This window comes from Streptomyces sp. NPDC030809, assembly GCF_055572195.1.
Map to the genome: position 1 here is coordinate 35,984 of NZ_JBVIDV010000036.1, position 22,733 is coordinate 58,716.

General features: G+C 74.3%; 17 protein-coding genes, 5 tRNA genes, 1 pseudogene and 1 riboswitch. Of the genes and pseudogenes, 13 read left to right on the top strand and 10 right to left on the bottom strand.

All coding sequences use genetic code 11. The features are described 5' to 3' along the window. Window positions 1–51: 51 nt before the first annotated feature. On the bottom strand, window positions 52–3,978 hold the full coding sequence (gene hrpA / locus ACZ407_RS32880) for an ATP-dependent RNA helicase HrpA (protein WP_468134809.1): 3,927 nt from the start codon (window positions 3,976–3,978) through the stop codon (window positions 52–54). Window positions 3,979–4,101: 123 nt separating this feature from the next. On the opposite strand from hrpA, the gene ACZ407_RS32885 reads away from it, so the two are divergent. Genes ACZ407_RS32885 through ACZ407_RS32895 form a run of 3 tightly spaced genes read left to right on the top strand, consistent with a single transcriptional unit; the run spans window position 4,102 to window position 6,236 of the window. Beyond that, window positions 4,102–4,587: a hypothetical protein gene (locus ACZ407_RS32885; protein ID WP_468134811.1), complete on the top strand. Its 486-nt coding sequence runs from the start codon at window positions 4,102–4,104 to the stop codon at window positions 4,585–4,587. A gap of 54 nt (window positions 4,588–4,641) precedes the next feature. Further along, window positions 4,642–5,406 (top strand): DsbA family protein, encoded by a 765-nt coding sequence (locus tag ACZ407_RS32890; RefSeq protein ID WP_468134813.1) that lies wholly within the window; start codon window positions 4,642–4,644, stop codon window positions 5,404–5,406. After that, window positions 5,406–6,236 (top strand): cytochrome c biogenesis CcdA family protein, encoded by an 831-nt coding sequence (locus ACZ407_RS32895; protein WP_468134815.1) that lies wholly within the window; start codon window positions 5,406–5,408, stop codon window positions 6,234–6,236. The genes ACZ407_RS32890 and ACZ407_RS32895 overlap by 1 nt, the downstream gene beginning before the upstream one ends. Window positions 6,237–6,279: 43 nt before the next feature. On the opposite strand, the gene ACZ407_RS32900 is transcribed toward ACZ407_RS32895, so the two are convergent. The 3 genes from ACZ407_RS32900 to ACZ407_RS32910 form a co-directional block, all read right to left on the bottom strand. Then, window positions 6,280–6,353, bottom strand: a tRNA-Phe gene (locus tag ACZ407_RS32900). Between the two features lie 22 nt (window positions 6,354–6,375). Next, window positions 6,376–6,449: transfer RNA gene (locus ACZ407_RS32905), tRNA-Asp, on the bottom strand. A 38-nt stretch (window positions 6,450–6,487) separates the two neighbouring features. Next, window positions 6,488–6,560, bottom strand: a tRNA-Glu gene (locus ACZ407_RS32910). Between the two features lie 104 nt (window positions 6,561–6,664). Between ACZ407_RS32910 and ACZ407_RS32915 the strand changes: the two genes are divergently transcribed. From ACZ407_RS32915 to ACZ407_RS32940, 6 genes are all read left to right on the top strand, one after another. Further along, on the top strand, window positions 6,665–7,015 hold the full coding sequence (locus tag ACZ407_RS32915) for a metallopeptidase family protein (RefSeq protein ID WP_468134817.1): 351 nt from the start codon (window positions 6,665–6,667) through the stop codon (window positions 7,013–7,015). Continuing rightward, the gene (locus tag ACZ407_RS32920; protein ID WP_468134819.1) at window positions 7,012–7,521 is read left to right on the top strand and encodes a fluoride efflux transporter FluC; all 510 of its coding nucleotides are present in this window, start codon (window positions 7,012–7,014) and stop codon (window positions 7,519–7,521) included. Before ACZ407_RS32915 ends, ACZ407_RS32920 begins: the two co-directional genes overlap by 4 nt. Next, the gene (crcB, locus tag ACZ407_RS32925; protein ID WP_468134821.1) at window positions 7,518–7,895 is read left to right on the top strand and encodes a fluoride efflux transporter CrcB; all 378 of its coding nucleotides are present in this window, start codon (window positions 7,518–7,520) and stop codon (window positions 7,893–7,895) included. Before ACZ407_RS32920 ends, crcB begins: the two co-directional genes overlap by 4 nt. A 205-nt stretch (window positions 7,896–8,100) precedes the next feature. Next, a complete protein-coding gene (locus tag ACZ407_RS32930) occupies window positions 8,101–8,748 on the top strand; it encodes a hypothetical protein (RefSeq protein ID WP_468134823.1) in 648 nt (215 codons plus the stop codon). Window positions 8,749–9,045: 297 nt separating this feature from the next. Further along, window positions 9,046–11,295: a DEAD/DEAH box helicase gene (locus tag ACZ407_RS32935; RefSeq protein ID WP_468134825.1), complete on the top strand. Its 2,250-nt coding sequence runs from the start codon at window positions 9,046–9,048 to the stop codon at window positions 11,293–11,295. A gap of 147 nt (window positions 11,296–11,442) precedes the next feature. Next, window positions 11,443–11,515, top strand: a tRNA-Lys gene (locus tag ACZ407_RS32940). Between the two features lie 65 nt (window positions 11,516–11,580). Here ACZ407_RS32940 and ACZ407_RS32945 read toward each other — a convergent pair. Both ACZ407_RS32945 and ACZ407_RS32950 read right to left on the bottom strand, forming a co-directional pair. Further along, window positions 11,581–11,943: a DUF488 domain-containing protein gene (locus ACZ407_RS32945; protein WP_468134827.1), complete on the bottom strand. Its 363-nt coding sequence runs from the start codon at window positions 11,941–11,943 to the stop codon at window positions 11,581–11,583. Beyond that, window positions 11,940–12,533 (bottom strand): TetR/AcrR family transcriptional regulator, encoded by a 594-nt coding sequence (locus ACZ407_RS32950; RefSeq protein ID WP_468134829.1) that lies wholly within the window; start codon window positions 12,531–12,533, stop codon window positions 11,940–11,942. The genes ACZ407_RS32945 and ACZ407_RS32950 overlap by 4 nt, the downstream gene beginning before the upstream one ends. Window positions 12,534–12,607: 74 nt before the next feature. Here ACZ407_RS32950 and ACZ407_RS32955 point away from each other — a divergent pair, with 74 nt between their 5' ends. The 3 genes from ACZ407_RS32955 (at window position 12,608) to ACZ407_RS32965 (ending at window position 14,759) form a co-directional block, all read left to right on the top strand. Beyond that, window positions 12,608–13,096, top strand: coding sequence for an FBP domain-containing protein (locus tag ACZ407_RS32955; protein WP_468134831.1), 489 nt, complete (start codon window positions 12,608–12,610; stop codon window positions 13,094–13,096). Between the two features lie 61 nt (window positions 13,097–13,157). Further along, a tRNA-Met gene (locus ACZ407_RS32960) sits at window positions 13,158–13,231 on the top strand. 344 nt (window positions 13,232–13,575) lie between these two features. Continuing rightward, a riboswitch (cyclic di-AMP (ydaO/yuaA leader) is annotated at window positions 13,576–13,709 on the top strand. Between the two features lie 9 nt (window positions 13,710–13,718). Further along, the gene (locus ACZ407_RS32965) at window positions 13,719–14,759 is read left to right on the top strand and encodes a M23 family metallopeptidase (protein ID WP_468134833.1); all 1,041 of its coding nucleotides are present in this window, start codon (window positions 13,719–13,721) and stop codon (window positions 14,757–14,759) included. A gap of 22 nt (window positions 14,760–14,781) precedes the next feature. Here ACZ407_RS32965 and ACZ407_RS32970 read toward each other — a convergent pair. The 4 genes and pseudogenes from ACZ407_RS32970 to ACZ407_RS32985 form a co-directional block, all read right to left on the bottom strand. Beyond that, a pseudogene (locus ACZ407_RS32970) lies at window positions 14,782–15,720 on the bottom strand (PrsW family intramembrane metalloprotease); the annotation flags it as partial. A 43-nt stretch (window positions 15,721–15,763) separates the two neighbouring features. Beyond that, complete coding sequence (gene trmB, locus ACZ407_RS32975; protein ID WP_468134835.1) at window positions 15,764–16,549, bottom strand: tRNA (guanosine(46)-N7)-methyltransferase TrmB; 786 nt, start codon at window positions 16,547–16,549, stop codon at window positions 15,764–15,766. A 59-nt stretch (window positions 16,550–16,608) separates the two neighbouring features. Further along, window positions 16,609–17,796, bottom strand: a complete 1,188-nt coding sequence (lhgO, locus tag ACZ407_RS32980) for an L-2-hydroxyglutarate oxidase (RefSeq protein WP_468134837.1) — start codon at window positions 17,794–17,796, stop codon at window positions 16,609–16,611. 118 nt (window positions 17,797–17,914) lie between these two features. Beyond that, window positions 17,915–19,459 (bottom strand): sporulation protein, encoded by a 1,545-nt coding sequence (locus tag ACZ407_RS32985; RefSeq protein ID WP_468134839.1) that lies wholly within the window; start codon window positions 19,457–19,459, stop codon window positions 17,915–17,917. A 596-nt stretch (window positions 19,460–20,055) separates the two neighbouring features. On the opposite strand from ACZ407_RS32985, the gene ACZ407_RS32990 reads away from it, so the two are divergent. Further along, window positions 20,056–22,299 carry an asparagine synthase-related protein gene (locus ACZ407_RS32990; protein WP_468134841.1) on the top strand — a complete coding sequence of 748 codons (2,244 nt, stop codon included), beginning with the start codon at window positions 20,056–20,058 and terminating at the stop codon, window positions 22,297–22,299. Window positions 22,300–22,733 lie beyond the last annotated feature (434 nt).

Sequence of the window (22,733 nt, forward strand, 5' to 3'; positions counted from 1 at the left end):
TACGACGAGAACTGTACAACAGCCCGCGGGGTGCGTCGAACCAGCGACCCGTCAGGCGCCGACCACGGCGTCGATGGCCTTCACGATCCGCTTGTCCGAGACCGGGTACGCGGTGCCCAATGCGTGCGCGAAGTAGCTGACCCGCAGTTCCTCGATCATCCAGCGGATGTCCGTGACCGCCTCCGGCACCGGCCGGCCCTTCGGCAGCTGCTCCAGCAGCCAGGCGTACTCGTCCTGCATCTCGTGGACCTTCTCCATGCGCGTGGTGTCGCGCTGGACGCCGGTCGGCATCTGCTGGAGCCGCCGGTCCGCCGCCACCAGGTAGCGCATCAGGTCCGGCAGCCGCCGCAGGCCCGTCAGGGTCACGAAACCGGCCGGCACGAGGGCCGCCAGCTGCGTCCTGACGTCCTGGACGTTGTTCAGGAGGGCCAGGCTGTTCGTGGCCTTCAGGCGGCGCTCACAGGCCTGCCAGGCGGCCAGGATCTGCTGCACCTGGCCGACCGTGCGTACGGTCGTGTCCACGAGGTCGGTCCGTACGGCGTCGTAGAGCTTCCGGAAGGACTGCTCGTCCCAGGCCGGTCCGCCGTGGTCGGCGATCAGCTTGTCCGTCGCGGCGGTGGCGCAGTCGTCGAACAGCGCCTGCACGGAGCCGTGCGGGTTCCGGGACAGCGCGAGCTTCTGCTGGTTGCTCAGCTTGTCCGAGGCGAACTTCGCCGGGTTCACCGGGATGTTCAGCAGGATCAGCCGGCGGGTGCCCCGCCACATCGCCTGCTGCTGCTCGGCCTCCGTGTCGAAGAGCCGTACGGAGACGCTCTGCCCCTCGTCCACCAGCGCGGGGTACGCCTTGACCGGCTGGCCCGCCCGCCGGGTCTCGAAGACCCGGCTGAGGGTGCCGATCGTCCAGTCGGTCAGCCCGGTGCGCTCCACGGACTCGCCGCCCGCCCGCTCGGCGGTCGCCGCCGCGGCCTTGGACAGGGCCTGCCGGGCCTTGGGCTTCAGCCGCAGGCGCAGGGCCTCCAGGTCCTTGTCCTCGGCGAGCTTCCGGCGGCGTTCGTCGACGATCCGGAAGGTGATCTTCAGGTGCTCGGGAACCCGGCCCAGGTCGAAGTCCTCGGCCGCGACCGGGACCCCCACCATCCGGTGCAGCTCCCGGGCCAGGGTCGCGACCAGCGGCTCCTGCAGCGGAACGGCCGAGTCCAGGAAGCGGGCCGCGTAGTTCGGAGCGGGCACGTAGTGCCGGCGGATCGGCTTGGGCAGCGACCGGATCAGCTCGGTCACCACCTCCTCGCGCAGGCCGGGGATCTGCCAGTCGAAGCCCTCGTCGGTGACCTGGTTCAGCACCTGGAGCGGGATGTGGACGGTCACGCCGTCCGCGTCCGCTCCCGGCTCGAACTGGTAGGTCACCCGGAACTTCAGCGGACCCTGCCGCCAGGAGTCCGGATAGTCGTCCTTCGTGACCCCGGCGGCCTTCTCCGTGAGGAGCATCTCCCGCTCGAAGTCGAGGAGTTCGGGCTCCTCCCGGCGCTTGTGCTTCCACCAGGAGTCGAAGTGCGCACCCGAGACCACGTGCTCGGGGACCCGCTGGTCGTAGAAGTCGAACAGGGTCTCGTCGTCCACGACGATGTCCCGGCGGCGGGCCCGGTTCTCCAGCTCCTCCACCTCGGTGAGCAGCTTGCGGTTGTCCGCGAAGAACTTGTGGTGGGTCCGCCAGTCGCCCTCGACCAGCGCGTTGCGGATGAACAGCTCGCGCGAGACCTCGGGGTCGATCCGCCCGTAGTTGACCTTGCGCTGGGCGACGATCGGCACCCCGTACAGGGTGACCTTCTCGTACGCCATCACGGCCGCCTGGTCCTTCTCCCAGTGCGGCTCGCTGTAGGTGCGCTTGATCAGGTGCTGGGCGAGCGGCTCCACCCACTCCGGCTCCACCTTGGCGTTGACCCGGGCCCACAGCCGCGAGGTCTCCACCAGCTCCGCCGACATCACGAACTTCGGCTGCTTCTTGAAGAGCGCCGAACCCGGGAAGATCGCGAACTTCGCGGACCGGGCACCGAGGTACTCGTTCTTGTCGGTGTCCTTGAGGCCGATGTGCGAGAGCAGGCCGGCCAGCAGGGAGACGTGGACGTGCTGCTCGGGGGCGTCGGCCTCGTTCGGGTGGATGCCCATGGTCTTGGCGACCGTACGCAGCTGGGAGTAGATGTCCTGCCACTCGCGGATCCGCAGGAAGTTCAGGTACTCCTGCTTGCACATGCGGCGGAACGAGGAGGAGCCGCGCTCCTTCTGCTGCTCGCGCACGTACCGCCACAGGTTCAGGTACGCCAGGAAGTCGCTGGTCTCGTCCTTGAAGCGGGCGTGCTGCTGGTCGGCCTGGGTCTGCTTGTCCGAGGGCCGCTCGCGCGGGTCCTGGATGGACAGGGCGGCCGCGATGACCATGACCTCGCGCACGCAGTTGTTCTTCTCGGCCTCGATGACCATGCGGGCCAGCCGCGGGTCCACGGGCAGCTGGGAGAGCCGGCGGCCCATGGGCGTCAGCCGCTTCTTCGGATCCTTCTCCGCCGGGTCCAATGCGCCCAGCTCCTGGAGCAGCTGCACGCCGTCGCGGATGTTGCGGTGGTCCGGCGGGTCGATGAAGGGGAACTTCTCGATCTCGCCGAGGCCGGCCGCGGTCATCTGGAGGATGACGGAGGCGAGGTTGGTCCGCAGGATCTCCGCGTCGGTGAACTCCGGGCGGGCGTTGAAGTCGTCCTCGGAGTACAGGCGGATGCAGATGCCGTCCGAGGTACGGCCGCAGCGGCCCTTGCGCTGGTTGGCGCTGGCCTGCGAGATCCGCTCGATGGGCAGCCGCTGCACCTTGGTCCGGTGGCTGTAGCGGGAGATCCGGGCGGTGCCCGGGTCGATCACGTACTTGATGCCGGGGACGGTCAGCGAGGTCTCGGCCACGTTCGTCGCCAGGACGATCCGGCGGCCGGTGTGCTGCTGGAAGACGCGGTGCTGCTCGGCGTGCGAGAGGCGGGCGTAGAGCGGGAGCACCTCGGTGAACCGGAGCTTCTTCTTGACCAGGGCGTCCGCGGTGTCGCGGATCTCCCGCTCGCCGGAGAGGAAGACCAGGATGTCGCCCGGTCCCTCGGCCTGGAGCTCGTCCACGGCTTCGCAGATCGCGGTGATCTGGTCGCGGTCGCCCTCCTCGCCGTCCTCTTCGAGGAGGGGCCGGTAGCGCACCTCGACCGGGTAGGTCCGGCCGCTGACCTCGACGATCGGGGCGTCCCCGAAATGCCGGGAGAAGCGCTCCGGGTCGATGGTCGCCGAGGTGATCACGACCTTGAGGTCGGGGCGCTTCGGCAGCAGCTGGGCCAGGTAGCCGAGCAGGAAGTCGATGTTGAGGGACCGCTCGTGCGCCTCGTCGATGATGATCGTGTCGTAGGCGCGCAGCTCGCGGTCGGTCTGGATCTCGGCGAGCAGGATGCCGTCCGTCATGAGCTTGACGAAGGTCGCCTCCGGGTCCACCTGGTCGGTGAACCGGACCTTCCAGCCGACGGTGCCGCCGATCTCGGACTTGAGCTCCTCGGCGATGCGCTCGGCCACGGTGCGGGCGGCGATCCGGCGGGGCTGCGTATGGCCGATCATGCCGCGGACCCCGCGGCCGAGTTCCATGCAGATCTTGGGGATCTGGGTGGTCTTCCCGGAGCCGGTCTCGCCGGCGACGATCACGACCTGGTGGTCGCGTATCGCCTCGGCGATCTCGTCCTTCTTCTGGCTGACCGGCAGCGACTCGGGATACGTGACCTCGGGCCGGCGCGCGGCGCGCGCGGCCACCCGCTCGGCCGCCCTGGCGGCTTCCCCGGCGATCTCGTCGAGGACGGCCTGCCGGGCCTCGGGCTTGCGGATGCGGCGGGCGCCTTCGAGACGACGGCCGAGCCGGTGAGCGTCGCGGAGCGAGATCTCACCGAGCCGGGTCTGCAGGGCGGCGAAAGAAGTAGACATACAAGTTCGATGCTCTCACCCGCAGGCCGCGGGCGGCGAACGCATTTGTGGTGCCACCCCGTACCATTTCCGGACGAGCTCCCCCGAACCGACCCGCCGCCCGACCGAGAGGCCGCCCTCCGCATGTCCCGCCGCCCCTGCCGCGCCCGGCCCCCCCGGCCGGCGACGGCCCGGGCGGGCGCGCTGGGCGCGGTGCTCGCGCTGCTCGCGGCACTCGCCGTGCTCGTGGCGGGACCGGCCCTGGCCCCGGCGGCAGTGGCCGGCCCGGCGGCGGCCACCCCGGCGGCGGCCTCCCCGGCCGCGACCTCCCCGGCTCTGACCTCCTCCGGCGTGGCCCCGGACGGGGGCGACCGCGCCCAGGTCCCGGCCGCGGTCCCGGCCGCGGGCGCGGCCCCCGGCGGTTCCGGATGCCGCCCCGGCGGTGACCCCGTACCCGGTCCCGGGCCCGCGGTCCCGGTGCGCGGCGGGGAGCAGGCGGCCGTGCCCCCGGGTCGGGTGCTGCCCGGTGCGGCCCGGTGGCGGGCCGGGCAGGGGCCCGTAGCGTGTGCCGTGCGGGGGCCCGGCGGGCCCGCGCCGGATCCCGTGGAGCTTGCCGTGATGCGGGTGTAGGAGGCCGGTCAGCCTGCCGGCCCCTGTTCGTCCCCGTACCACCGGAGCACTCGCATGTCCTCTTCTCCCAAGTCCTCCTCCCGTTCCTCCTCCCCCTCCTCCGTGCGCAAGCCGCTGCTCGTCTCCGCCGGTGTCGCGCTCGCCGCCGTCGCCCTCGGGCTCGTCTCCTGGCAGGCCACCGCGCCCGCTGAGGAGCCCGCCGGTTCCGGCCCGGCCGCCGCCGCGGCCGCCGACCCGCAGGCCGCCGCCCACCCCGAGCTGGTGAAGCTCGCCCGCCGGCAGGCCTCCGACCCGATGGCCGTGGGCCGTACCGACGCCCCCGTGGTGCTGATCGAGTACGCCGACTACCGCTGCGGCTACTGCGGCAAGTACGCCCGGGACACCGAGCCCGCCCTGATCGGGAAGTACGTGAAGAACGGGACCCTGCGCATCGAATGGCGCAACACCCCGATCTTCGGCGAGGAGTCCGAGGCCGCCGCCCGGGCCGCCTGGGCCGCCGGCCGGCAGGGCCGCTTCGAGCAGTTCCACGCCGCCGCCTACGCCGAGGGCGCCAAGGAGAAGGGCTTCGGCGCCGGCCGGCTGGCCGAGCTGGCCGAGGAGGCCGGGGTGCCGGACCTGGCACGCTTCACCCGCGACATGGACAGCGCCGAGGCCCGGGCCGCCCTCGCCGAGGACAGCGCCGAGGCCGCCCGTATCGGGGTCAGCTCCACCCCGTCCTTCCTGGTCAACGGGCGGCCCATCGCCGGAGCGCAGCCGGAGTCCGCGTTCGCCGAGGCCATCGAGGCCGCCGCCCGGGCCGCCGGGGAGGCGAGGAAGTAGTGGAGATCGGATACCTGGCCGCCTTCCTCGGCGGCCTGCTCGCGCTGCTCTCCCCGTGCAGCGCCCTGCTCCTGCCCGCCTTCTTCGCGTACTCGATCGACTCGGCCTCCCGGCTGCTCGCCCGGACCGGGATCTTCTACGCCGGGCTGGCCACCACCCTGGTGCCGCTCGGCGCCGCCGGGTCCTTCGCGGGCCGCTTCTTCAACGGCCACCGCGAGCAGCTCGTCCTGGCCGGGGGCTGGCTGATCATCGTCCTGGGCCTGGCCCAGATCCTCGGGCTGGGCTTCGCCTCCCGGCGGATGGCCGAGCTGTCCGGCCGGATCCGCCCGACCACCGCCCTGTCCGTGTACGCCCTCGGGGCGGTCTACGGGCTGGCGGGCTTCTGCGCGGGACCGATCCTGGGCAGCGTGCTGACCGTGGCCGCGGTCAGCGGCAGCCCGGTGTACGGCGGTCTGCTGCTCGCCGTGTACGCCCTGGGCATGGCGGTTCCGCTGTTCGTGCTGGCCCTGCTGTGGGAGCGGTTCGAGCTGGGGAAGCGGCGCTGGCTGCGCGGCCGGACCCTGCGCGCGGGCCGGCTCGAACTGCACACGACCTCGCTGCTGTCCGGGCTGTTCTTCATCGCCCTGGGCTCCCTGTTCCTGGCGTACGACGGGGCCTCGGCCCTGCCGGGCCTGCTCGACGTGGACGACTCGTACGCGGTGGAGCAGTGGGTGAGCGGGTTCGCCGAGGGGGTGCCGGACTGGGCGCTGCTCGGGCTGGTGGCCCTCGGTGCGCTGGGCACCGGCCTGGTCCAGTGGCGCCGCCGGGCCGCCGCGGCCGAGCGGGGGTGAAGCACGAGGAAGGCCCCGTCCGATGGACGGGGCCTTCCGGTTGTGGCTGGGGCCGGGGTCGAACCGGCGACCTATCGCTTTTCAGGCGATCGCTCGTACCAACTGAGCTACCCAGCCACGGAGACCTTGCGGTCTCCAGCGATCCTGACGGGACTTGAACCCGCGACCTCCACCTTGACAGGGTGGCGAGCTAACCAACTGCTCCACAGGACCTTGCAATGTGCGAGACGAGTCTCGCACACGGTGATGCGTGCCCCCAACGGGATTCGAACCCGTGCTACCGCCTTGAAAGGGCGGCGTCCTGGGCCACTAGACGATGAGGGCTAAGGGCCCACCTGGGCGCTTTCCAGCGCGTCGGGGACGTGAGAAGCATATGGGATGAGGCTGGGTATCGCCAAAACGGTTTGCTCCGGGGCGACAATGGCGGCGTGCTGGAGATGACGCGTGAGGAGTTCGAAGAGCTCGTCGCCGAGGCCCTGGACCGGATCCCGCCGGAGCTGACGCGCCTGATGGACAACGTCGCCGTGTTCGTGGAGGACGAGCCCCCGGCGCACGATCCGGAGCTGCTCGGGCTGTACGAGGGGACTCCGCTCACCGACCGCGGCGAGTGGTACGCCGGGGTCCTCCCGGACCGCATCACGATCTACCGCAACCCCACCCTGCGGATGTGCGAGTCCCGCGAGGACGTGGTCGCCGAGACCGAGGTGACCGTCGTCCACGAGATCGCCCACCACTTCGGGATCGACGACGAGCGGCTGCACGCCCTGGGGTACGGGTGACCCGGCCGGTCCCCGGGGCGGAGGCGATCGACCCGGACGTGGACCTGCACGTACCGGCCCAGCGGACGGAGCCGCAGGGGCGGGTGCTGGCCGCGGTGGCGGCCGGCGGGGCGGCCGGGGCGCTGGCGCGGTACGGGATCGGGCAGGTGTGGCCGGCGGCGCCCGGGGCCTTCCCGTGGGCGACCTTCGGGATCAACGTGGCCGGGTGCGCCCTGATCGGGGTGCTGATGGTGCTGATCGGCGAGGGCGGCCGGTCGGCGCATCCGCTGGTGCGGCCCTTCCTCGGGACCGGGGTGCTCGGCGGGTTCACGACCTTCTCCACGTACGCGGTGGAGTTCTCGCGGCTGCTGGACCGGGGCGCGGCCGGGACTGCGCTGGCGTACGCCGGGCTCACGGTGGCCGGGGCGCTGGGTGCGGTGTGGCTGGCGGCCGCGGTGACGCGGCGGCTGGCGGGGCGGGGCCCGGCGGGGCCGGGCGCGGGGCCGGGAGGGGCGGTCCCGCGGTGACCTGGCTGCTGGTGGCGGTGGGCGCGGCGGTCGGGGCGCCCCTGCGGTATCTGACGGACCGTGCGGTGCAGCTCCGGCACGACTCGGTGTTCCCGTGGGGCACGTTCACGGTGAACGCGGCCGGGTGCCTGGTGCTCGGGGTGCTGACCGGGGCGGTGCTGGCCGGGGAGGACTCCGCGGGCTGGCAGGCGCTGCTGGGGACCGGGCTGTGCGGGGCGCTCACCACGTACTCGACCTTCTCGTACGAGACCCTGCGGCTGGCCGAGTGCGGCAGGCGGTTCCTGGCGGCGGCGAACGTGGCGGCCTCGGTGCTGGCCGGGCTGGGCGCCGTACACCTGGGGCTGACGGTGGCGGAGGCGCTGCTCGGCGGCTGAGCCGGGGGCGGGACGGGCGCGGGACGGGCGCCGCGGGTCCGGGGAGCGGGCTCGGCCGGGCCGCCGGGCGGGGGCGCGCGGACGGGGCCGTCCGGGTTTCTCGCGGACAGGTTGTGTCCTCGGGCGCGTGTCCCCCACGGGGTCGGGGGAGTTGGTCACATCGACCCGCTCATCGCGGACCCACGCCCTTCCGGAGGTGCCGCCCGTGCGCCAGATCCCCGCTTCCGTCCGACTGGCCGTCACCGCGCTCGCGATCGCGGCGTCCGCGGGCTGCATGAGCGTCACCGACGAGGCCGCCAAGCCGGGTCCCTCCGCCTCCGCCGGCCACCGCGAGGAGGCCGCCGACGCGGACGGGGGCGCGGGCACCGGACAGGGCGTGCGCGGCCGCGGCGCCGGCCGGGCCGGCAAGGAGGACGGCGGCGAGGAGGGCAAGGACGCCAAGCCCGGCGAGGCCGGGAAGGGCGGCAAGGGCGGTGCCTCGCCGAGCCCCGGCGCGGCGGCCGGAGGCCCCGGCGGCGGACCCTCGCCCAGCGGCCCGTCCGGGGGCGCGGGCGGTACGGGGCCGGGGCCGCAGCCCCCGCAGCCGGGTGGCGGGGACTCCGGGGGCGCGGGCGGCGCCGGCGGGGCGGGCGGAGCCGGCGGAGCCGGTGGTGCGGGCGGGGCGGGCGGCGCCGGGGGCTCGGGCGGCGGCGAGCCCGGCACCCCGGTGGACCCGCCCGCCAGCCCGCCGGCCAGCCCCGACCCGCAGCCCGAGCCCAGCCCTCCGGCGCCCTCCACCGGGGCCGAGCCGCAGCCCCAGGCGGCCGGGGATCCGGCGGCCCCCTCGGCGTCTCCGCAGGCCGGGGTGGCGTAGGGCGGTCGCCGAAGGGTCTCCGGGCTCTTCGCCACCGGGTCCGAGACCCGGTGGCGGGCGGCCGGGAGGAGGCCGCACCGGGCCGTTGAGGGGCGGGTCACATGCGATCGACTTGCCACGAGGGGGGACAGGTGCGTATGGTTATAGATCGTTTGATCCCATTGCCCGGCGCCGAACCCGAAGAGCGCCGTGTGGCGCGTACTCTCCCTTGCCGTGGCTGACCGCATTGAGGCGGTCGAATTTGCGATTCACGGAGTTTGGGCGCGTGCCGAGACTCCGGAAGGTTTTCGCATTCGCATGTCCATTTCCAGTTCTGACCGTTCCGTCATGCCCGAGAACGACTCGATCGACGCCGTCGACACCCTTGCCGTCGACGAGGCCATCGAGGCCTTCGAGGCCGACGTGACGAGCGACGACCAGAGCGTCCTCGACGCCGCCGAGGACTTCGACGCCGACGCCGACGAGGCCGACGCCGAGCCCACCATCACCTTCGGCGACCTCGGTCTGCCCGAGGGCGTCGTGCGCAAGCTCGCGCAGAACGGCGTCACCACCCCGTTCCCGATCCAGGCCGCGACCATCCCGGACGCCCTGGCCGGCAAGGACATCCTGGGCCGCGGCCGCACCGGCTCCGGCAAGACCCTCTCCTTCGGCCTGCCGCTGCTGGCCACCCTCGCGGGCGGCCACACGGACAAGAAGAAGCCGCGCGGTGTCATCCTCACCCCGACCCGTGAGCTCGCGATGCAGGTCGCGGACGCCCTCCAGCCGTACGGCGACGTGCTCGGCCTGAAGATGAAGGTCGTCTGCGGCGGTACGTCCATGGGCAACCAGATCTACGCGCTGGAGCGCGGCGTCGACATCCTCGTCGCCACCCCCGGCCGTCTGCGCGACATCATCAACCGCGGCGCCTGCTCCCTGGAGGCCGTCCAGGTCGCCGTCCTCGACGAGGCCGACCAGATGGCCGACCTGGGCTTCCTGCCCGAGGTCACCGAGCTCCTCGACCAGGTCCCGAGCGGCGGCCAGCGCCTTCTCTTCTCCGCCACGCTGGAGGACGAGATCGACACGCTGGTCAAGCGCTACCTGGTGAACCCGGTCACGCACGAGGTCGACCCGTCGGCCGGCGCGGTCACCACCATGACCCACCACGTCCTGGTCGTGAAGCCCAAGGACAAGGCCCCGGTCACCGCCGCCATCGCCGCCCGCAAGGGCCGCACCATCATCTTCGTCCGCACCCAGCTGGGCGCCGACCGCGTCGCCGAGCAGCTGCGCGACTCCGGTGTGAAGGCGGACGCGCTGCACGGCGGCATGACCCAGGGCGCGCGCACCCGCACCCTGGCCGACTTCAAGGACGGTTACGTCAACGTCCTCGTCGCCACCGACGTCGCGGCCCGCGGCATCCACGTGGACGGCATCGACCTGGTGCTGAACGTGGACCCGGCCGGCGACCACAAGGACTACCTGCACCGCTCGGGCCGTACCGCCCGTGCCGGCCGCTCCGGTGTGGTCGTCTCGCTGGCGCTCCCGCACCAGCGCCGCCAGATCTTCCGCCTGATGGAGGACGCGGGCGTGGACGCCTCGCGCCACATCGTCGGCGGGGCCGGCGCGTTCGACCCGGAGGTCGCCGAGATCACCGGCGCCCGTTCCCTGACCGAGGTCCAGGCCGACTCCGCGAACAACGCCGCCAAGCAGGCCGAGCGCGAGGTCGCCGAGCTGACCAAGCAGCTGGAGCGCGTCCAGCGCCGTGCCGTCGAGCTCCGCGAGGAGGCCGAGCGCCTGGTCGCCCGCGCCGCCCGCGAGCGCGGTGAGGACCCGGAGGCCGCCGTCGCCGAGGCGACCGAGGCCGCCGAGGCCGAGGTCGCGGCGGAGCTCGCGGCGGCCCCGGCCGTCGAGGAGCGCACCGAGCGCTTCGAGCGCCGTGACGAGCGCGGCAACTTCGAGCGCCGCGGCGGCTTCAACCGCGACCGCGAGGACCGCGGCGGCGACCGTGGCGGCTTCCGCCGCGACGACCGCCGGGACGGCGACCGCGGTGGCTTCCGCCGCGACGACAACCGCGGTGGCTTCGACCGCGACCGCGGTGGCGACCGTGGCGGCTTCCGCCGTGACGACAACCGCGGTGGCGGCTTCAACCGCGACCGTGACAACCGTGGCGGTGGCTTCGACCGCGACCGCGGTGGCGACCGCGGCGGCTTCCGCCGGGACGACCGCCGGGACGGCGACCGCGGCGGCTTCCGCCGTGACGACAACCGCGGTGGCGGCTTCAACCGCGACCGTGACAACCGTGGCGGCGGCTTCGACCGCGACCGCGGTGGCGACCGTGGCGGCTTCCGCCGCGACGACCGCCGGGACGACCGCGGCGGCTTCGAGCGCCGTGACCACCGCGGCGCCGGCGACCGCCCGTTCAACCGCGACCGCCGCGACGACCGCCCCTCCGGCGGCTTCCGCTCCGGTGGCGGCGACCGCCCGTACGGCCGTCGTGACGACCACCGCCCGTCCTCCGGCTCCTCCTTCGGCCGCCGCGACGACAAGCCCCGCTGGAAGCGCAACGGCTGACCCGGCCCGACTGCCCGACCGAGCCCCCCTCGCACCCCGGTGCGAGGGGGGCTCGGTGCTGTCCGGCGACACCCCGCGGGGCCGGTCCGGCGATACTCGATCGGCTGACCGGCGTGGTCGGGCTATGCTCTGGGGTGAGCATGCCGAGGGCCATTAGCTCAATTGGCAGAGCAGTGGACTTTTAATCCATTGGTTGTCGGTTCGAGTCCGACATGGCCTACGTGCACGGAGCGCCCCGGCCCGGTTGAAGAACCGGGCCGGGGCGCTTTGCCGTTCGCGGGGCGCTCAGCGGTCCGCGAGGTGCGGCAGGAGGACCTGTACGTGGCTCCGGGCGGGGTCCTTGACGGCGGTGAGCAGGGTGACCGGGCCGCCGGCCGCGGTGAGGCCGTGGAGGGCGGCGAGGGCCTCGGCGGCTTCGGGGGCGGCGAGTTCGGCCTCGTAGCGGTCGCGGAACTCCTCGTACGTGCCCTGCCCGTCGTGGTACCAGCGGCGGAGTTCGTTCGACGGGGTGAGGGCCTTGGGCCAGGAGTCGATGCGGGCGGCCTCCTTGGACAGGCCGCGGGGCCAGAGGCGGTCGACGAGGACGCGGGTGCCGTCCGCCGCCTCCGGGGGGTCGTAGACGCGGCGCACGCGGATACGGGAGCTCATGGGGCCAGGGTGGCCGACGGGGGCGCGGCGGGCCACCGGGTGAGCAGGGAGTGCAGGGCCTCGATCATGCGGTCCCAGGAGGCGTCGAGCTCGCGGGGGGCGCCGAAGCCGCCGGCCGCCTCGATGGCGGAGAAGCCGTGCAGGGTGCTGCGCAGCAGGCGGACGGCGTCGGTGCGGTCCGGCTCGGCGAGCTCGTAGCCGAGGAAGAGCGCGTACGTGAGCTCGACCAGCCGGCGGTGGCCGGGGGAGGCCTCCAGGGTCTCCGCGGGCAGGGCGAGCTGGGTGGCGGCGTAGCGGCCGGGGTGGTGCACGGCGAACTCGCGGTAGGCCCGGGCGAAGGCAGCCAGGGCCTCGTGGCCGGAGCGGCCGGCCAGGGCCGCGTTCAGCCGGTCGGCGAAGGCGGTGGCCGAGGCCAGGGCCAGGCGGGTGCGCAGGTCGGCCAGGCTCCGGACGTGCGCGTACAGGCTGGCGTCCTTCACGCCGAACCCACGGGCGAGGGCGGAGACGCTGACCTGGTCCAGCCCCTTCTCGTCGGCCAGTGCGGCGGCGGCCTCGACCACCCGCTCGGGGGTCAGTCCGGCTCGGGGCATGCTCCGGGTCCTTCCGTCGTCCGATTCCTGTTAATCAATTGCCTAGGGGTCCTAGGAACATTAGCGTGCGGGGCATGAAGGCACTGACCGAGAAGGACATCCGCGGCTCGTTCGTGAACTGCTCCAAGGGCGAGGCGCAGCGGCTGCCGCTGCCGCGCGACCTGGGGGAGCGCCCCTGGGAGGACCTCGACTTCCTCGGCTGGCGGGACCTGTCCGCCCCGGACCGCAGCTACCTCGTGGCCGAGCACGGGGGCCGGACCGCCGGGATCGCCCTGCGCTTCCCGACGGTGCGGCGCGGGGCGCTGTACCGCAGCATGTGCTCGCTGTGCCTGACCACCCACCCGGGCGGCGGGGTGTCGCTGATGACCGCCCGCAAGCGGGGCCGGGAGGGCCGCGAGGGGAACTCGGTGGGCCTGTACGTGTGCACCGACCTGGCCTGCTCGCTGTACGTGCGGGGGCGGAAGCAGCCGGAGGGCGGTCTGCGGATCGAGGAGTCCCTGACCGTGGAGGAGCAGGTGGAGCGGATGCGGCGGAACCTGGAGGGGTTCCTCGGCTCGCTCTGAGGCCCCTGGGAAAAGCGTGGCGACGGGAGCCTCCCGGATGGCGTATTGTTGTGTCTACCGACGCGGGGTGGAGCAGCTCGGTAGCTCGCTGGGCTCATAACCCAGAGGTCGCAGGTTCAAATCCTGTCCCCGCTACTCAGCACGAGAGCCCGGATCCATTGGATCCGGGCTCTCGTCGTTTCCCGGCGGCCGCTCCTCGGCCCCGGACCGCCACGATTGCGGACCGTAACCGAACGGCCGCGTTGCGCAGCCCTGTTGACGCGGTGTCAGTTCCCTTGGGTGGCCGGAGACATGCCCAAACGCCCGGCGAACCGCCCGGGTTGATCATGCCTTGTCCCCAAAAGTCCAGGCCAGAGCCGGTCAGAGCGTGGCCGATACACGCGAAGGAACGGTCGCGACAGCTTGGAATCACTCGCCTCCGTCTATTACCGTTCGATAACGCGGCGCGGCTGTCCCAGCCGTCGCAAGAGACGGCACCGTGCGCGTGCGCGCCGAATTCCGCGAGGGAACCGGGGAACCACAACTTGGGGTGAATCGGGCCGCTTTGGGCCCGTAGGAGACCTTCCTGCTCCGAACCCGTCAGCTAACCCGGTAGGCGAGAAGGAAGGAAAGGAGCGCCCCCGTGGCGTCCAACAGCCCCACCCCCGAAGCCTCCCGGGCGTTCGACGGTGCCAACGCCGGTGCGTGGGGCGAGTGGAACCCCACCGAGGACTCCGTCCGGCCCGCCCGCGGCCGGCACCGCGTGGCCAAGCAGCGCGGCGGCCTCGCCCGCAGCTCCACGGTGCTCGGCGTGGGCGTCATCGCGGCCGTCGGCGCGACCGGCATCGCCACCGCCCAGGACCGCCCGCAGGTCTCCATATCCATACCCTCGCTCCTGGTCGGCGGTCCGTCCGCGGACCAGCGCGGCCAGGACGGGGCACCCGAGCACGCCCCCGCCGCGGACACCGCCGGGCCGCTGACCACCGCCGGCCTCACCGCGCAGCAGGCCGATGCGGGCGCCACCGCGGGCGAGGCCCTGCGCAACCGGATCCTCCAGCAGGCCGAGTCCCAGTCGGACGCCGCCGCGGCCCGGGCCAAGGAGGAGGCCGCGCGGGCGGCCGAGCAGGCCGCCGCCAAGGAGGCCGCGCAGGCCCGGGAGGACGCCCGCAAGGCCGCCGAGGAAGCCGCGAAGGCAGCCGCCGAGGCGAAGGCGGCGGCCGCCGCCAAGGCCGCGGAGCAGGCCCGGCAGGCGGAGCGGGCCGAGCAGGCGCGCACGGCGAAGCCCGCCGGCAGCTGGGCCCTGCCCACCTCCTCGTACACCCTCACCTCGCACTACGGCGACGCCGGCTCCATGTGGTCCTCCGGACACCACACCGGCCTCGACTTCGCCGCCCCGACCGGCACCCCGGTCAAGGCCGTCGGCGCCGGCAAGGTCGTCTCCGCCGGCTGGTCCGGGGCGTACGGCTACCGGATCGTGCTGGAACTGGAGGACGGCACGGAGGTCTGGTACTGCCACCTCTCCTCGATGTCCGTGACCTCGGGCGCCGTGGGCACCGGCGAGACCATCGGCCGGGTCGGCGCCACCGGCAACGTCACGGGAGCGCACCTGCACCTGGAGGTGCGCACCGGCGGGGCGACCCAGGACCCGCTGGCCTGGCTCCGGGGCAAGGGGCTGAGCGTCTGACCGGAGCGGGGTCCGGGGCTTCCGCAGCGGGCTCCGCGGCGCTCTCCGTACCGGCACCGGCCGGGGCCTCCGTACCGGCATCCGGGGGGATGTCCGTACGGGCGGCCGCCCGGCGGGCCCGTACGGCCAGCCAGGTGAGCAGGGCGAACACCGGGACCATCACGGTCCCGTAGACCAGGTGGAAGCCGTGCTCGCCGAGTTCCGACGAGCTGTTCCACAGGGCGTGGGCGGCCATCGCGCAGGCGAGGCCCAGCAGGGGGAACGCGCAGCGGCCGCGGCCGCTGCGCGCTGCGGCCGCCAGCCCGAAGCCGATGCCGGTCAGCGCGGTGAACAGCGGGTGCGCGAACGGGGACATGACGATCCGCACGAAGAAGGTCGCCGCCGTGAGCGAGTCCGGCACCCCGCCGGGGAAGCCGAGCCCGCTGTCCAGGTCCTCCCCGAAGGCGCTGCCGAGGTAGAGGATGTTCTCGGTGAACGCGAACCCGGTCGCGGTGAACCCGGCGACGGCCAGCCCGTCCGTGAACCCGGTGCCCGGCCGGCCCCGCCGGAAGAGGTGCACCAGCAGCAGGGCCGCCGCCTTGGCGGACTCCTCGACCACCGGGGCGATCGCGATGGAGCCCAACTGGTCGGCGTCGTACGGGTCGGCGGTGGCCCCGGCTATCCAGCGGGTCGCGAAGCTGTTGGCCACTATGGCGACGAGCGCCGCCGCGCAGGCCCCCCACGCGCAGCAGAACAGCAGCTGGGACCAGGTGCGGCCGGGCGGGCCTAGCCAGCGGAACACCGCCATCAGCAGCGGGACCGGCGAGGCCGCCAACCCGAGCCCCACGAGGAAGCCCGGGGTGCCGGTCTGCTCCCGCACCATCCCGAGGATCAGCACTCCGGCGGCGGCGAGCACACAGACCGGTACGAGGGTGCGGACCCGGGCCGAAGCGCGCGAATCACGAGGGAACGCCCGAAACACGCCACGACCGTAACGGCCGGGGCGTGTTGCGGAGCCGGGCTTTTCAGTTCTGCGTACGCAGGAAGAGCAGGTCGTGTACGACGTGCCCCTTGTCCAGGCCCTGGCCCTCGAAGCGGGTCAGCGGCCGGAACGCGGGGCGCGGCGCGTACCCGCCGTCGGCCTGGGTGTTCTCGAAGTCCGGGTGTGCGGTGAGGACTTCGAGCATCTGCTCGGCGTACGGCTCCCAGTCGGTCGCGCAGTGCAGCAGGGCGCCGGGCGCGAGGCGGGTGGCGGCCAGGCTGAGGAACTCCGGCTGGATCAGGCGGCGCTTGTGGTGGCGCTTCTTGGGCCAGGGGTCCGGGAAGTACACGCGCAGGCCCGCGAGGGAGGCGGGCGGCAGCATCTCGCGGAGCAGGATGATCGCGTCGCCGTTGGCCACGCGGATGTTGGTGAGCCCGTTGCGCTCGGCGAGCGCGAGCAGGTTGCCCTGGCCCGGGGTGTGCACGTCGGCGGCGAGGATGCCGGTGTCCGGGTCCTCGGCGGCCATCTGGGCGGTGGCCTCGCCCATGCCGAAGCCGATCTCCAGCACCACCGGGCGGCCGTCGAAGAGCTTGCCGAGGTCGAGGACCTCGTGCCCGTCGATGTCGAGGCCCCAGGTGCCCCACAGGCGGCGGAGGGCGTCCTCCTGGCTCGTGGTCACCCGGCTCCGCCGCGGCTGGAAGCTGCGGATCCGGCGCTCGTGGTGCGAGCCGGCGGGGTCGGGCGACGGCCCGTCGGGGAAACGCGGCTCCGTGCGCCAGCGGGGGGCGGTGTGGGCGGCGTCGGGCTGGGGGTTCAGGGACTCAGACACAGTGCGTCCGATTCTACGGCCGCGGCCGTGCCCCGGCCCGTCCGCTGCGCCCCGCAGGGTCAGGCGCGGAGCGCGCGCAGGGCGCGCTCGGCGATCTCCCGGCCGATCGGGAGCGAGGCCGTCGCCGCAGGCGAGGGCGCGTTCAGGACGTGCACCGTCCGCGGCGCCTCCCGGATGAGGAAGTCGTCCACCAGCGTCCCGTCCCGCAGCACCGCCTGCGCCCGCACCCCGGCCGCCGCCGGCCGCAGGTCCGCCGCGGTCACCGCCGGGAGCAGCCGCTGCACCGCCTGCGTGAACGCCTGCTTCGACAGGGAGCGCCGGATCTCCCCCGCCCCGTACCGCCAGTGCCGTCCGGCCACCCGCCAGGTGCCCGGCCAGGCCGCCTGCGAGGCCAGGTCGCGGGGCCGGACGGTGCCCCAGTCGTACCCCTCGCGCGCGAGGGCCGGCACCGCGTTCGGGCCCACGTGGACCGAGCCGTCGATGCCGCGGGTCAGGTGGACGCCGAGGAAGGGGAAGGCCGGGTCCGGCACCGGGTAGACCAGGCCGCGCACCAGCTCCGGCCGGGCCAGGTCGTGGTACTCGCCGCGGAACGGCATGATCCTTATGCCGGGGTCGTCCCCGGCCAGCCGGGCCACCCGGTCGCACTGGAGCCCGGCGCAGTTGACCAGCGCCCGGGCCTTCACGACCAGCCCGGACGCGGTGCGCACGGCCACCGCCGACGGGCGCCGCGAGATCAGGTCGGCCTCCGCCCCGTAGACGATCTCCGCCCCGGAGGCCTCCGCCAGCCGGGCGGCGACCTGTCCGTAGTCCGCGATCCCGGTCGTGCCCACGTGGATCGCCGCGAGTCCGGTGACCTCGGGCTCGTACTCGGTGATCTGCGCCGGGCCGAGCTCGCGGACCGGGATGCCGTTCTCCCGGCCGCGCTGGACCAGGGCGTGCAGCCGCGGCAGCTCGGCCCGGTCGGTCGCCACGATCAGCTTGCCGGTCACCTCGTGCGGTACCCCGTGCTTGGCGCAGAACTCGACCATCTCCGCCGCGCCCTGCACCGCGAACCGCGCCTTGAGCGAGCCGGGCCGGTAGTAGATCCCGCTGTGGATCACTCCGCTGTTCCGCCCGGTCTGGTGCCGGGCCGGGCCCTGCTCCTTCTCCAGCACGACCACGCGCGTCCCCGGAGCCAGGCTCGACAGGGCGTACGCGGTCGAAAGGCCCACGATCCCGCCGCCGATCACCACTACGTCGCAGTCCATGCCACCTCCCGGGTCCGAGTCTGCACCCCGGCACTGACAGTCCCGTGACGGGGGTGTCCTGTGGAACGTGCCGGACCCGCGGAAGAGCCCGGCCGGGGCCCTCCCGCGGGTCCGGCCGCTAGGCCGGGGTCACCAGCAGCGGGCGGGCCCGTTCGCGCAGCTCGGCCACGCGCGGCTCGTCCCCGTACGGCTCCAGCCGGTGCAGGAGGTCCCGTACGTATTCGGTGGTGCGCGCCGAGGAGATCCGGCCCGCCACCTCGACCGCTCGGGTGCCCTGGGCGCAGGCCGCGTCGAGGTTGCCCGACTCCAGCTCGGCGACCGCGCTGACGACCAGTCGCAGCCCGTGGGAGCGTACGTACTCCTCGGTCGGCCGGGAGAGCGCCTGCTCGGTGAACCGGCGTACCTGGCGCGGGAGTTTGAGGTCCCGGTAGCACTCCGCCGCGTCCGCCGCGAAGCGGTCGTACGAGTAGAAGCCGAGCCAGCCGGGGTCGTTGTCGCCCTGCCGGGAGCGCTCCAGCCAGCTTTCGGCGGCGCGCAGCGCGGCCCCGGCGGCCTGGGAGTCGCCGGCCTTGGCGTGCGCCCGGGCCTCCACCAGCCGGAAGAAGCTCATGGTGCGGGCGGTGGCCAGCCCGCGGTTGCGCTCGGCGGCGGCCTGGGCGAGGTCCACCCCCTCGTCGGGGAAGTCCCGGTAGGTGGCCTGGAGGGACATGGAGGCGAGCACGTACCCGCCGAGCGGTACGTCCGCGGCGGCGCGGGCCAGCCGCAGGGCCTGGATGTAGTACCGCTGGGCGGCCTCCTGCTGGCCGGTGTCGAAGGCCATCCACCCGGCGAGCCGGGTGAGTTCGGCGGTGGCGCCGAACAGGGCCCGGCCCACCTCGTCGGAGTACGAGCCGAGCAGCAGCGGGGCCGCGTCCACGCGCAGGCATTCCGGGACCATCGACGAACGCCAGTCCCCGCCCCCGTACTTGGAGTCCCAGCGGCGGGCGTCCTCGGCGGCCTCGCGCAGCTTGGCCACGTCGCTGTGGCCCACGCGCAGGGCGGCGGGGTGGTCCGCGAGCTGCTCGGAGAGCGGGCTCGGGGGGCCTGCCGGGCCGGGGGGGCCGGCGGGCGCGGCGGGTCCGCCGGAGGCGGGGGCGCCGGCCCCGGTGCCGCCGGGAGCGCCGGGGCCGGACGGCCGTAAGGGTGCGGCCTCCCGTGCCACCGAGCTGTCGGCGGGCGATATCAGCCACCGCGAGGCGGGGGTCGCGTACGCCGCCACGGAGAAGGAACCGGCCAGGGACTGCCAGATCCCGCCGCCGCCCCGCCGTCCCGCGAGGTCGAGCCGGTAGAGGTCGGTGGCCGAGCGCACGGCCCCTTCCACGTCCCGCGGGAAGCCGAGGCCGACCTCGGGGGCCGGGTCGGCGTCCGCGAGTCCGATCTCGTGGAGGGGGACGGGGCGGCCGAGCTTGGCGCCGATCGCCGCGGCGATGAGGTGGGGTGCCGCACCCTGGGGGACCATGCCCTTGGAGACCCAGCGGGCCACGGAGGTCTTGTCGTAGCGCAGCGTCAGTCCGCGCTGGGCGCCGAGGTCGTTGACGCGCCGGGCGAGGCCGGCATTGCTGATTCCCGCGAGGGCGAGAACGGTGCCGAGCTTCTCGTTCGGCTCGCGGAGCTCCCTGGACATGCGCCACCCCTCGTCACGCGGAACGCAGCACGCAGCGGTACGGATTGAAACGGCAGTACGGCGGTGGAACGGCGGTGCGGTACACATACGGCCGCCGGGCATAGGCACCCGGCATTTCGTAAACCCAGCGTAGTTCGCCGCATCCCAAGCGTTAAGGGGCAGCCTTCCGTATGGCGGGATTGTTGTCCGTGGCCGCGGCCCTGGCCGGGGCGCATCCGTGCCCGCGTGCTCCGCCCGTGTGGCCGTGCGCCTGCGCGTGCGCTCTGGCCGCGTGCTCGCGGGCGGCGATTCGATGGGTGGTGCGTGGGTCGGCCCGCTGCATGGTTCCGGCGGGCCGGGGGATGCCGCCGCCTCAATCCCCGCGGGTGGCGGACCGGTCCGGGAGGCGGGCCGCGCCTCCCGGACCGCGCCCCCGCGCGCGCCGTCGGACGCCGGAAAGAATGGCTGAATCCGACCTATGGGAATGCGGTAACGGAACGTCAAATACCGCATCACAGGGGCGCGTTCGTTTGCTTGTGCGCCCCCCTTCACCCCTCTCGCACGCCTGTCTCGTGGCAGCATGGACCACGACTTGTCCACAGTCTGTGGAGGCGGCGATGCGGTGGTTGGTCGGCTGGAGCAGTATCGCCGCAAGCTTCGGCACGGCCGGCCGGCTCGCCGACCGGTCCGCACGGGCGGCGCACGCGGCGCACACCGGGCCGGGCAGCGGGATCCACGGCGGGGCCGACGGCGGGATCCACGGCGGATTCGCCGACGTCCCCGGCCCCGGTGAGCAGCCCGAGGACGCCGCCCGCACCGTGCACCCCGTGGGGGCCCAGCTGCTCTGGGGGGACCCCGACCCGCTCTGGGCGGTCGGCGACTGGCGCCCCGACGAGATCCGCACGGTCTGCGCCGACCCGGCCGACCCCTTCACCCGCCTCGCCGTGCTCGGTTGCTGCGGGGCCGACGACGCCGCCCTCCGCCGCGGCCTGCACGCCGCCCGCGGCGGGGCCCTGCGCCACCTCACCCAGTGGCCCGGCAGCTACACCGCCGTCGTGCAGGCCGGCCGCCGCATCACCGTCGTGGGCGACCTGGCCGGGGCCCGCCCCGTCTTCTACACCCCCTGGGCCAACGGCACCGCGTACGCCACCGCCGCCCTCCCGCTCGCCGACCTCATCGAGGCCCAGCTCGACATCGGGCACCTCGCCGCCCTCCTCGCCTGCCCCGACAGCCCCGAGGCCCTCGGCGACGGCACTCCGTACGCCGGGGTCCGGCGGATCCCGCCCGGGCACGCCCTGATCCTGCGCGAGGGCTCCCGCGAGATCACCGGGTACGAGCCGGTGGCCTCCCTCGCCGTGGCCGCCCCCCAGCTCGACCCCGACCAGGCGGTGCAGGGCGTACGGGAGGCACTCGTGGACGCCGTACGCGCCCGGCTCACCGCCCCGCGGCATGCCCCCGAGACCCTCGCGCACGACCCCGGGCCGGTACCGGGCATGGGCCCCGCCGAACGGCGCGCGGCCCGCGGGGCCCCGGCCCCCGGCATCGGCGCGGACCTCTCCGGCGGCAGCGCCTCCGCCACCCTCGCCCTGCTCGCCGCCGGACTCCCCGGGCTGCCCGGCACCCTCCTCGGACACGGCACGGGCGCCGGGGAACGGCTGCTCGCCGTCACCTTCAACGACCTGACCGGACCGCAGGGCCGCGAGGACGAACTCGAACGCGCCCGGGCCATCGCCGCCAACCCGCGGCTGCACCACGTCGTCGTCGCGGCCGCCGAAGAGGCCCTCCCGTACGTGGACCTCGCCGGGCCGCTCACCGACGAGCCGGGGCCCGCGCTGGTGGTCGCCGCCCGGCACCGGCGGCGGCTGTCGGCGGGCAGCGCCGACCACTTCGTCGGCCACGGCGCCCGCCAGGTCCTCGACGCGCACCCGGCCCGCCTCGCCGACCTGCTCCTCGACCGGCGGCGCCGGCACCTGGTCCGGCCGGTGGCCGCCCTGGCCCGCTCCGGGCCCCCGTCCGTGACGGTCCCCTTCACCGTGTACCTCGCGGCCCGCCGGCTCTCCCGCACCTCGTACATGACCGGCATCCGGGAGGCGGCGGCCCGGCTGCGCGAGCTGCCCGGATACGGGCCGGGGAGCGGGCCGGGCCACGGGTACGGGTACGGCGGCGACGCGGACACCGGGCCGGTCGGGGCCTCGCTGGCCGCCCTCACCTGGTCCCGGCCCGGACCGGCGGCCCGCTGGCTCACCGGCGAGGCGCTGGCCGAGGTCTCGGTCCGGCTGGAGGCGGCCGCCGGGCGCCCCCCGCTGTCCCTGCGGCCCGGCGAGGCCCGGGCCCGCGCGGCGCTGGCCCGCCACGCGGCCGACCACCGGGTCTTCGAACAGGCGGTGGAGGTCCGCAGCCAGCGGCTGCACGCGCCGTTCCTCGACAACCAGGTCGTACGGGCGGCCCGCGCGCTCCCCGAATCCCTGCGGGTCCAGCCGGGGGCGCGGGCGATGATCCTGCGCAGCGTGCTGTCCGCGACGGGGGTGCGGGAGCTGCCGGACGGGTGGGGGGCGACGCACCAGAGCGAGCCGGCGGGTGCGGTGCTCGCGGGGCTGCGGGCCGCCCTCGACGACCTGCTGGACCTCTTCGCGGCCCCGCTGCTCGCCGATGCCGGGCTGATCGAGGCGCACGTGGTGCGGCAGGCGCTGGTGGATGCGGCGGAGGGGCATCCGGTGCCGCTGGACGGGATCGCGGAGCTGGTGTCCACGGAGCTGTGGCTGCGGAGGCTGCTGGCGCGGCGGGGCACGTGCTGGACGGGCACGTCCACGCCGCGGCGCCGAGCGGTCCCCGGCGGGGTCCCCCCGCGCCCAGCCCTCTGACGGGGCTCCGCCCCGTGCCCCGGTCGCCGGCGGGCGGGGCGGGGTTGGCTGCGCCGGTCCTTTGCCTGCGGCGCCGTTCCGGGGCTCTGCCCCGTGCCCCGCGCCTCAATCGCCGGCGGGGCTTGTTTTTCCCTGCCGGTCCTTTATCTGCGGCGCCGCTTCGGGGCTCTGCCCCGTGCCCCGCGCCTCAATCGCCGGCGGGGCTTGTTTTTCCCCGCCGGTCCTTTACCTGCGGCGCCGTTCCGGGGCTCTGCCCCGTGCCCCGCGCCTCAATCGCCGGCGGGGCTTGTTTTTCCCCGCCCGTCCTTTACCTGCGGCGCCGCTTCGGGGCTCTGCCGCGCGGGGTTCTGGTGCGCAGACCGGCGGGTGGAGCGAAATCAAGCCCGTCCGGCGTTTGAGGACCGGGGTCCGGGGCGGAGCCCCGCGGGAAATCC

Coding starts and splice junctions, on each gene's coding strand:
- hrpA (WP_468134809.1), bottom strand. CDS start 3,978: ATGTCTACTTCTTTCGCCGCCCTGCAGACCCGGCTCGGTGAGATCTCG.
- ACZ407_RS32885 (WP_468134811.1), top strand. CDS start 4,102: ATGTCCCGCCGCCCCTGCCGCGCCCGGCCCCCCCGGCCGGCGACGGCC.
- ACZ407_RS32890 (WP_468134813.1), top strand. CDS start 4,642: ATGTCCTCTTCTCCCAAGTCCTCCTCCCGTTCCTCCTCCCCCTCCTCC.
- ACZ407_RS32935 (WP_468134825.1), top strand. CDS start 9,046: ATGTCCATTTCCAGTTCTGACCGTTCCGTCATGCCCGAGAACGACTCG.
- ACZ407_RS32945 (WP_468134827.1), bottom strand. CDS start 11,943: ATGAGCTCCCGTATCCGCGTGCGCCGCGTCTACGACCCCCCGGAGGCG.
- ACZ407_RS32950 (WP_468134829.1), bottom strand. CDS start 12,533: ATGCCCCGAGCCGGACTGACCCCCGAGCGGGTGGTCGAGGCCGCCGCC.
- ACZ407_RS32955 (WP_468134831.1), top strand. CDS start 12,608: ATGAAGGCACTGACCGAGAAGGACATCCGCGGCTCGTTCGTGAACTGC.
- lhgO (WP_468134837.1), bottom strand. CDS start 17,796: ATGGACTGCGACGTAGTGGTGATCGGCGGCGGGATCGTGGGCCTTTCG.
- ACZ407_RS32985 (WP_468134839.1), bottom strand. CDS start 19,459: ATGTCCAGGGAGCTCCGCGAGCCGAACGAGAAGCTCGGCACCGTTCTC.
- ACZ407_RS32990 (WP_468134841.1), top strand. CDS start 20,056: ATGCGGTGGTTGGTCGGCTGGAGCAGTATCGCCGCAAGCTTCGGCACG.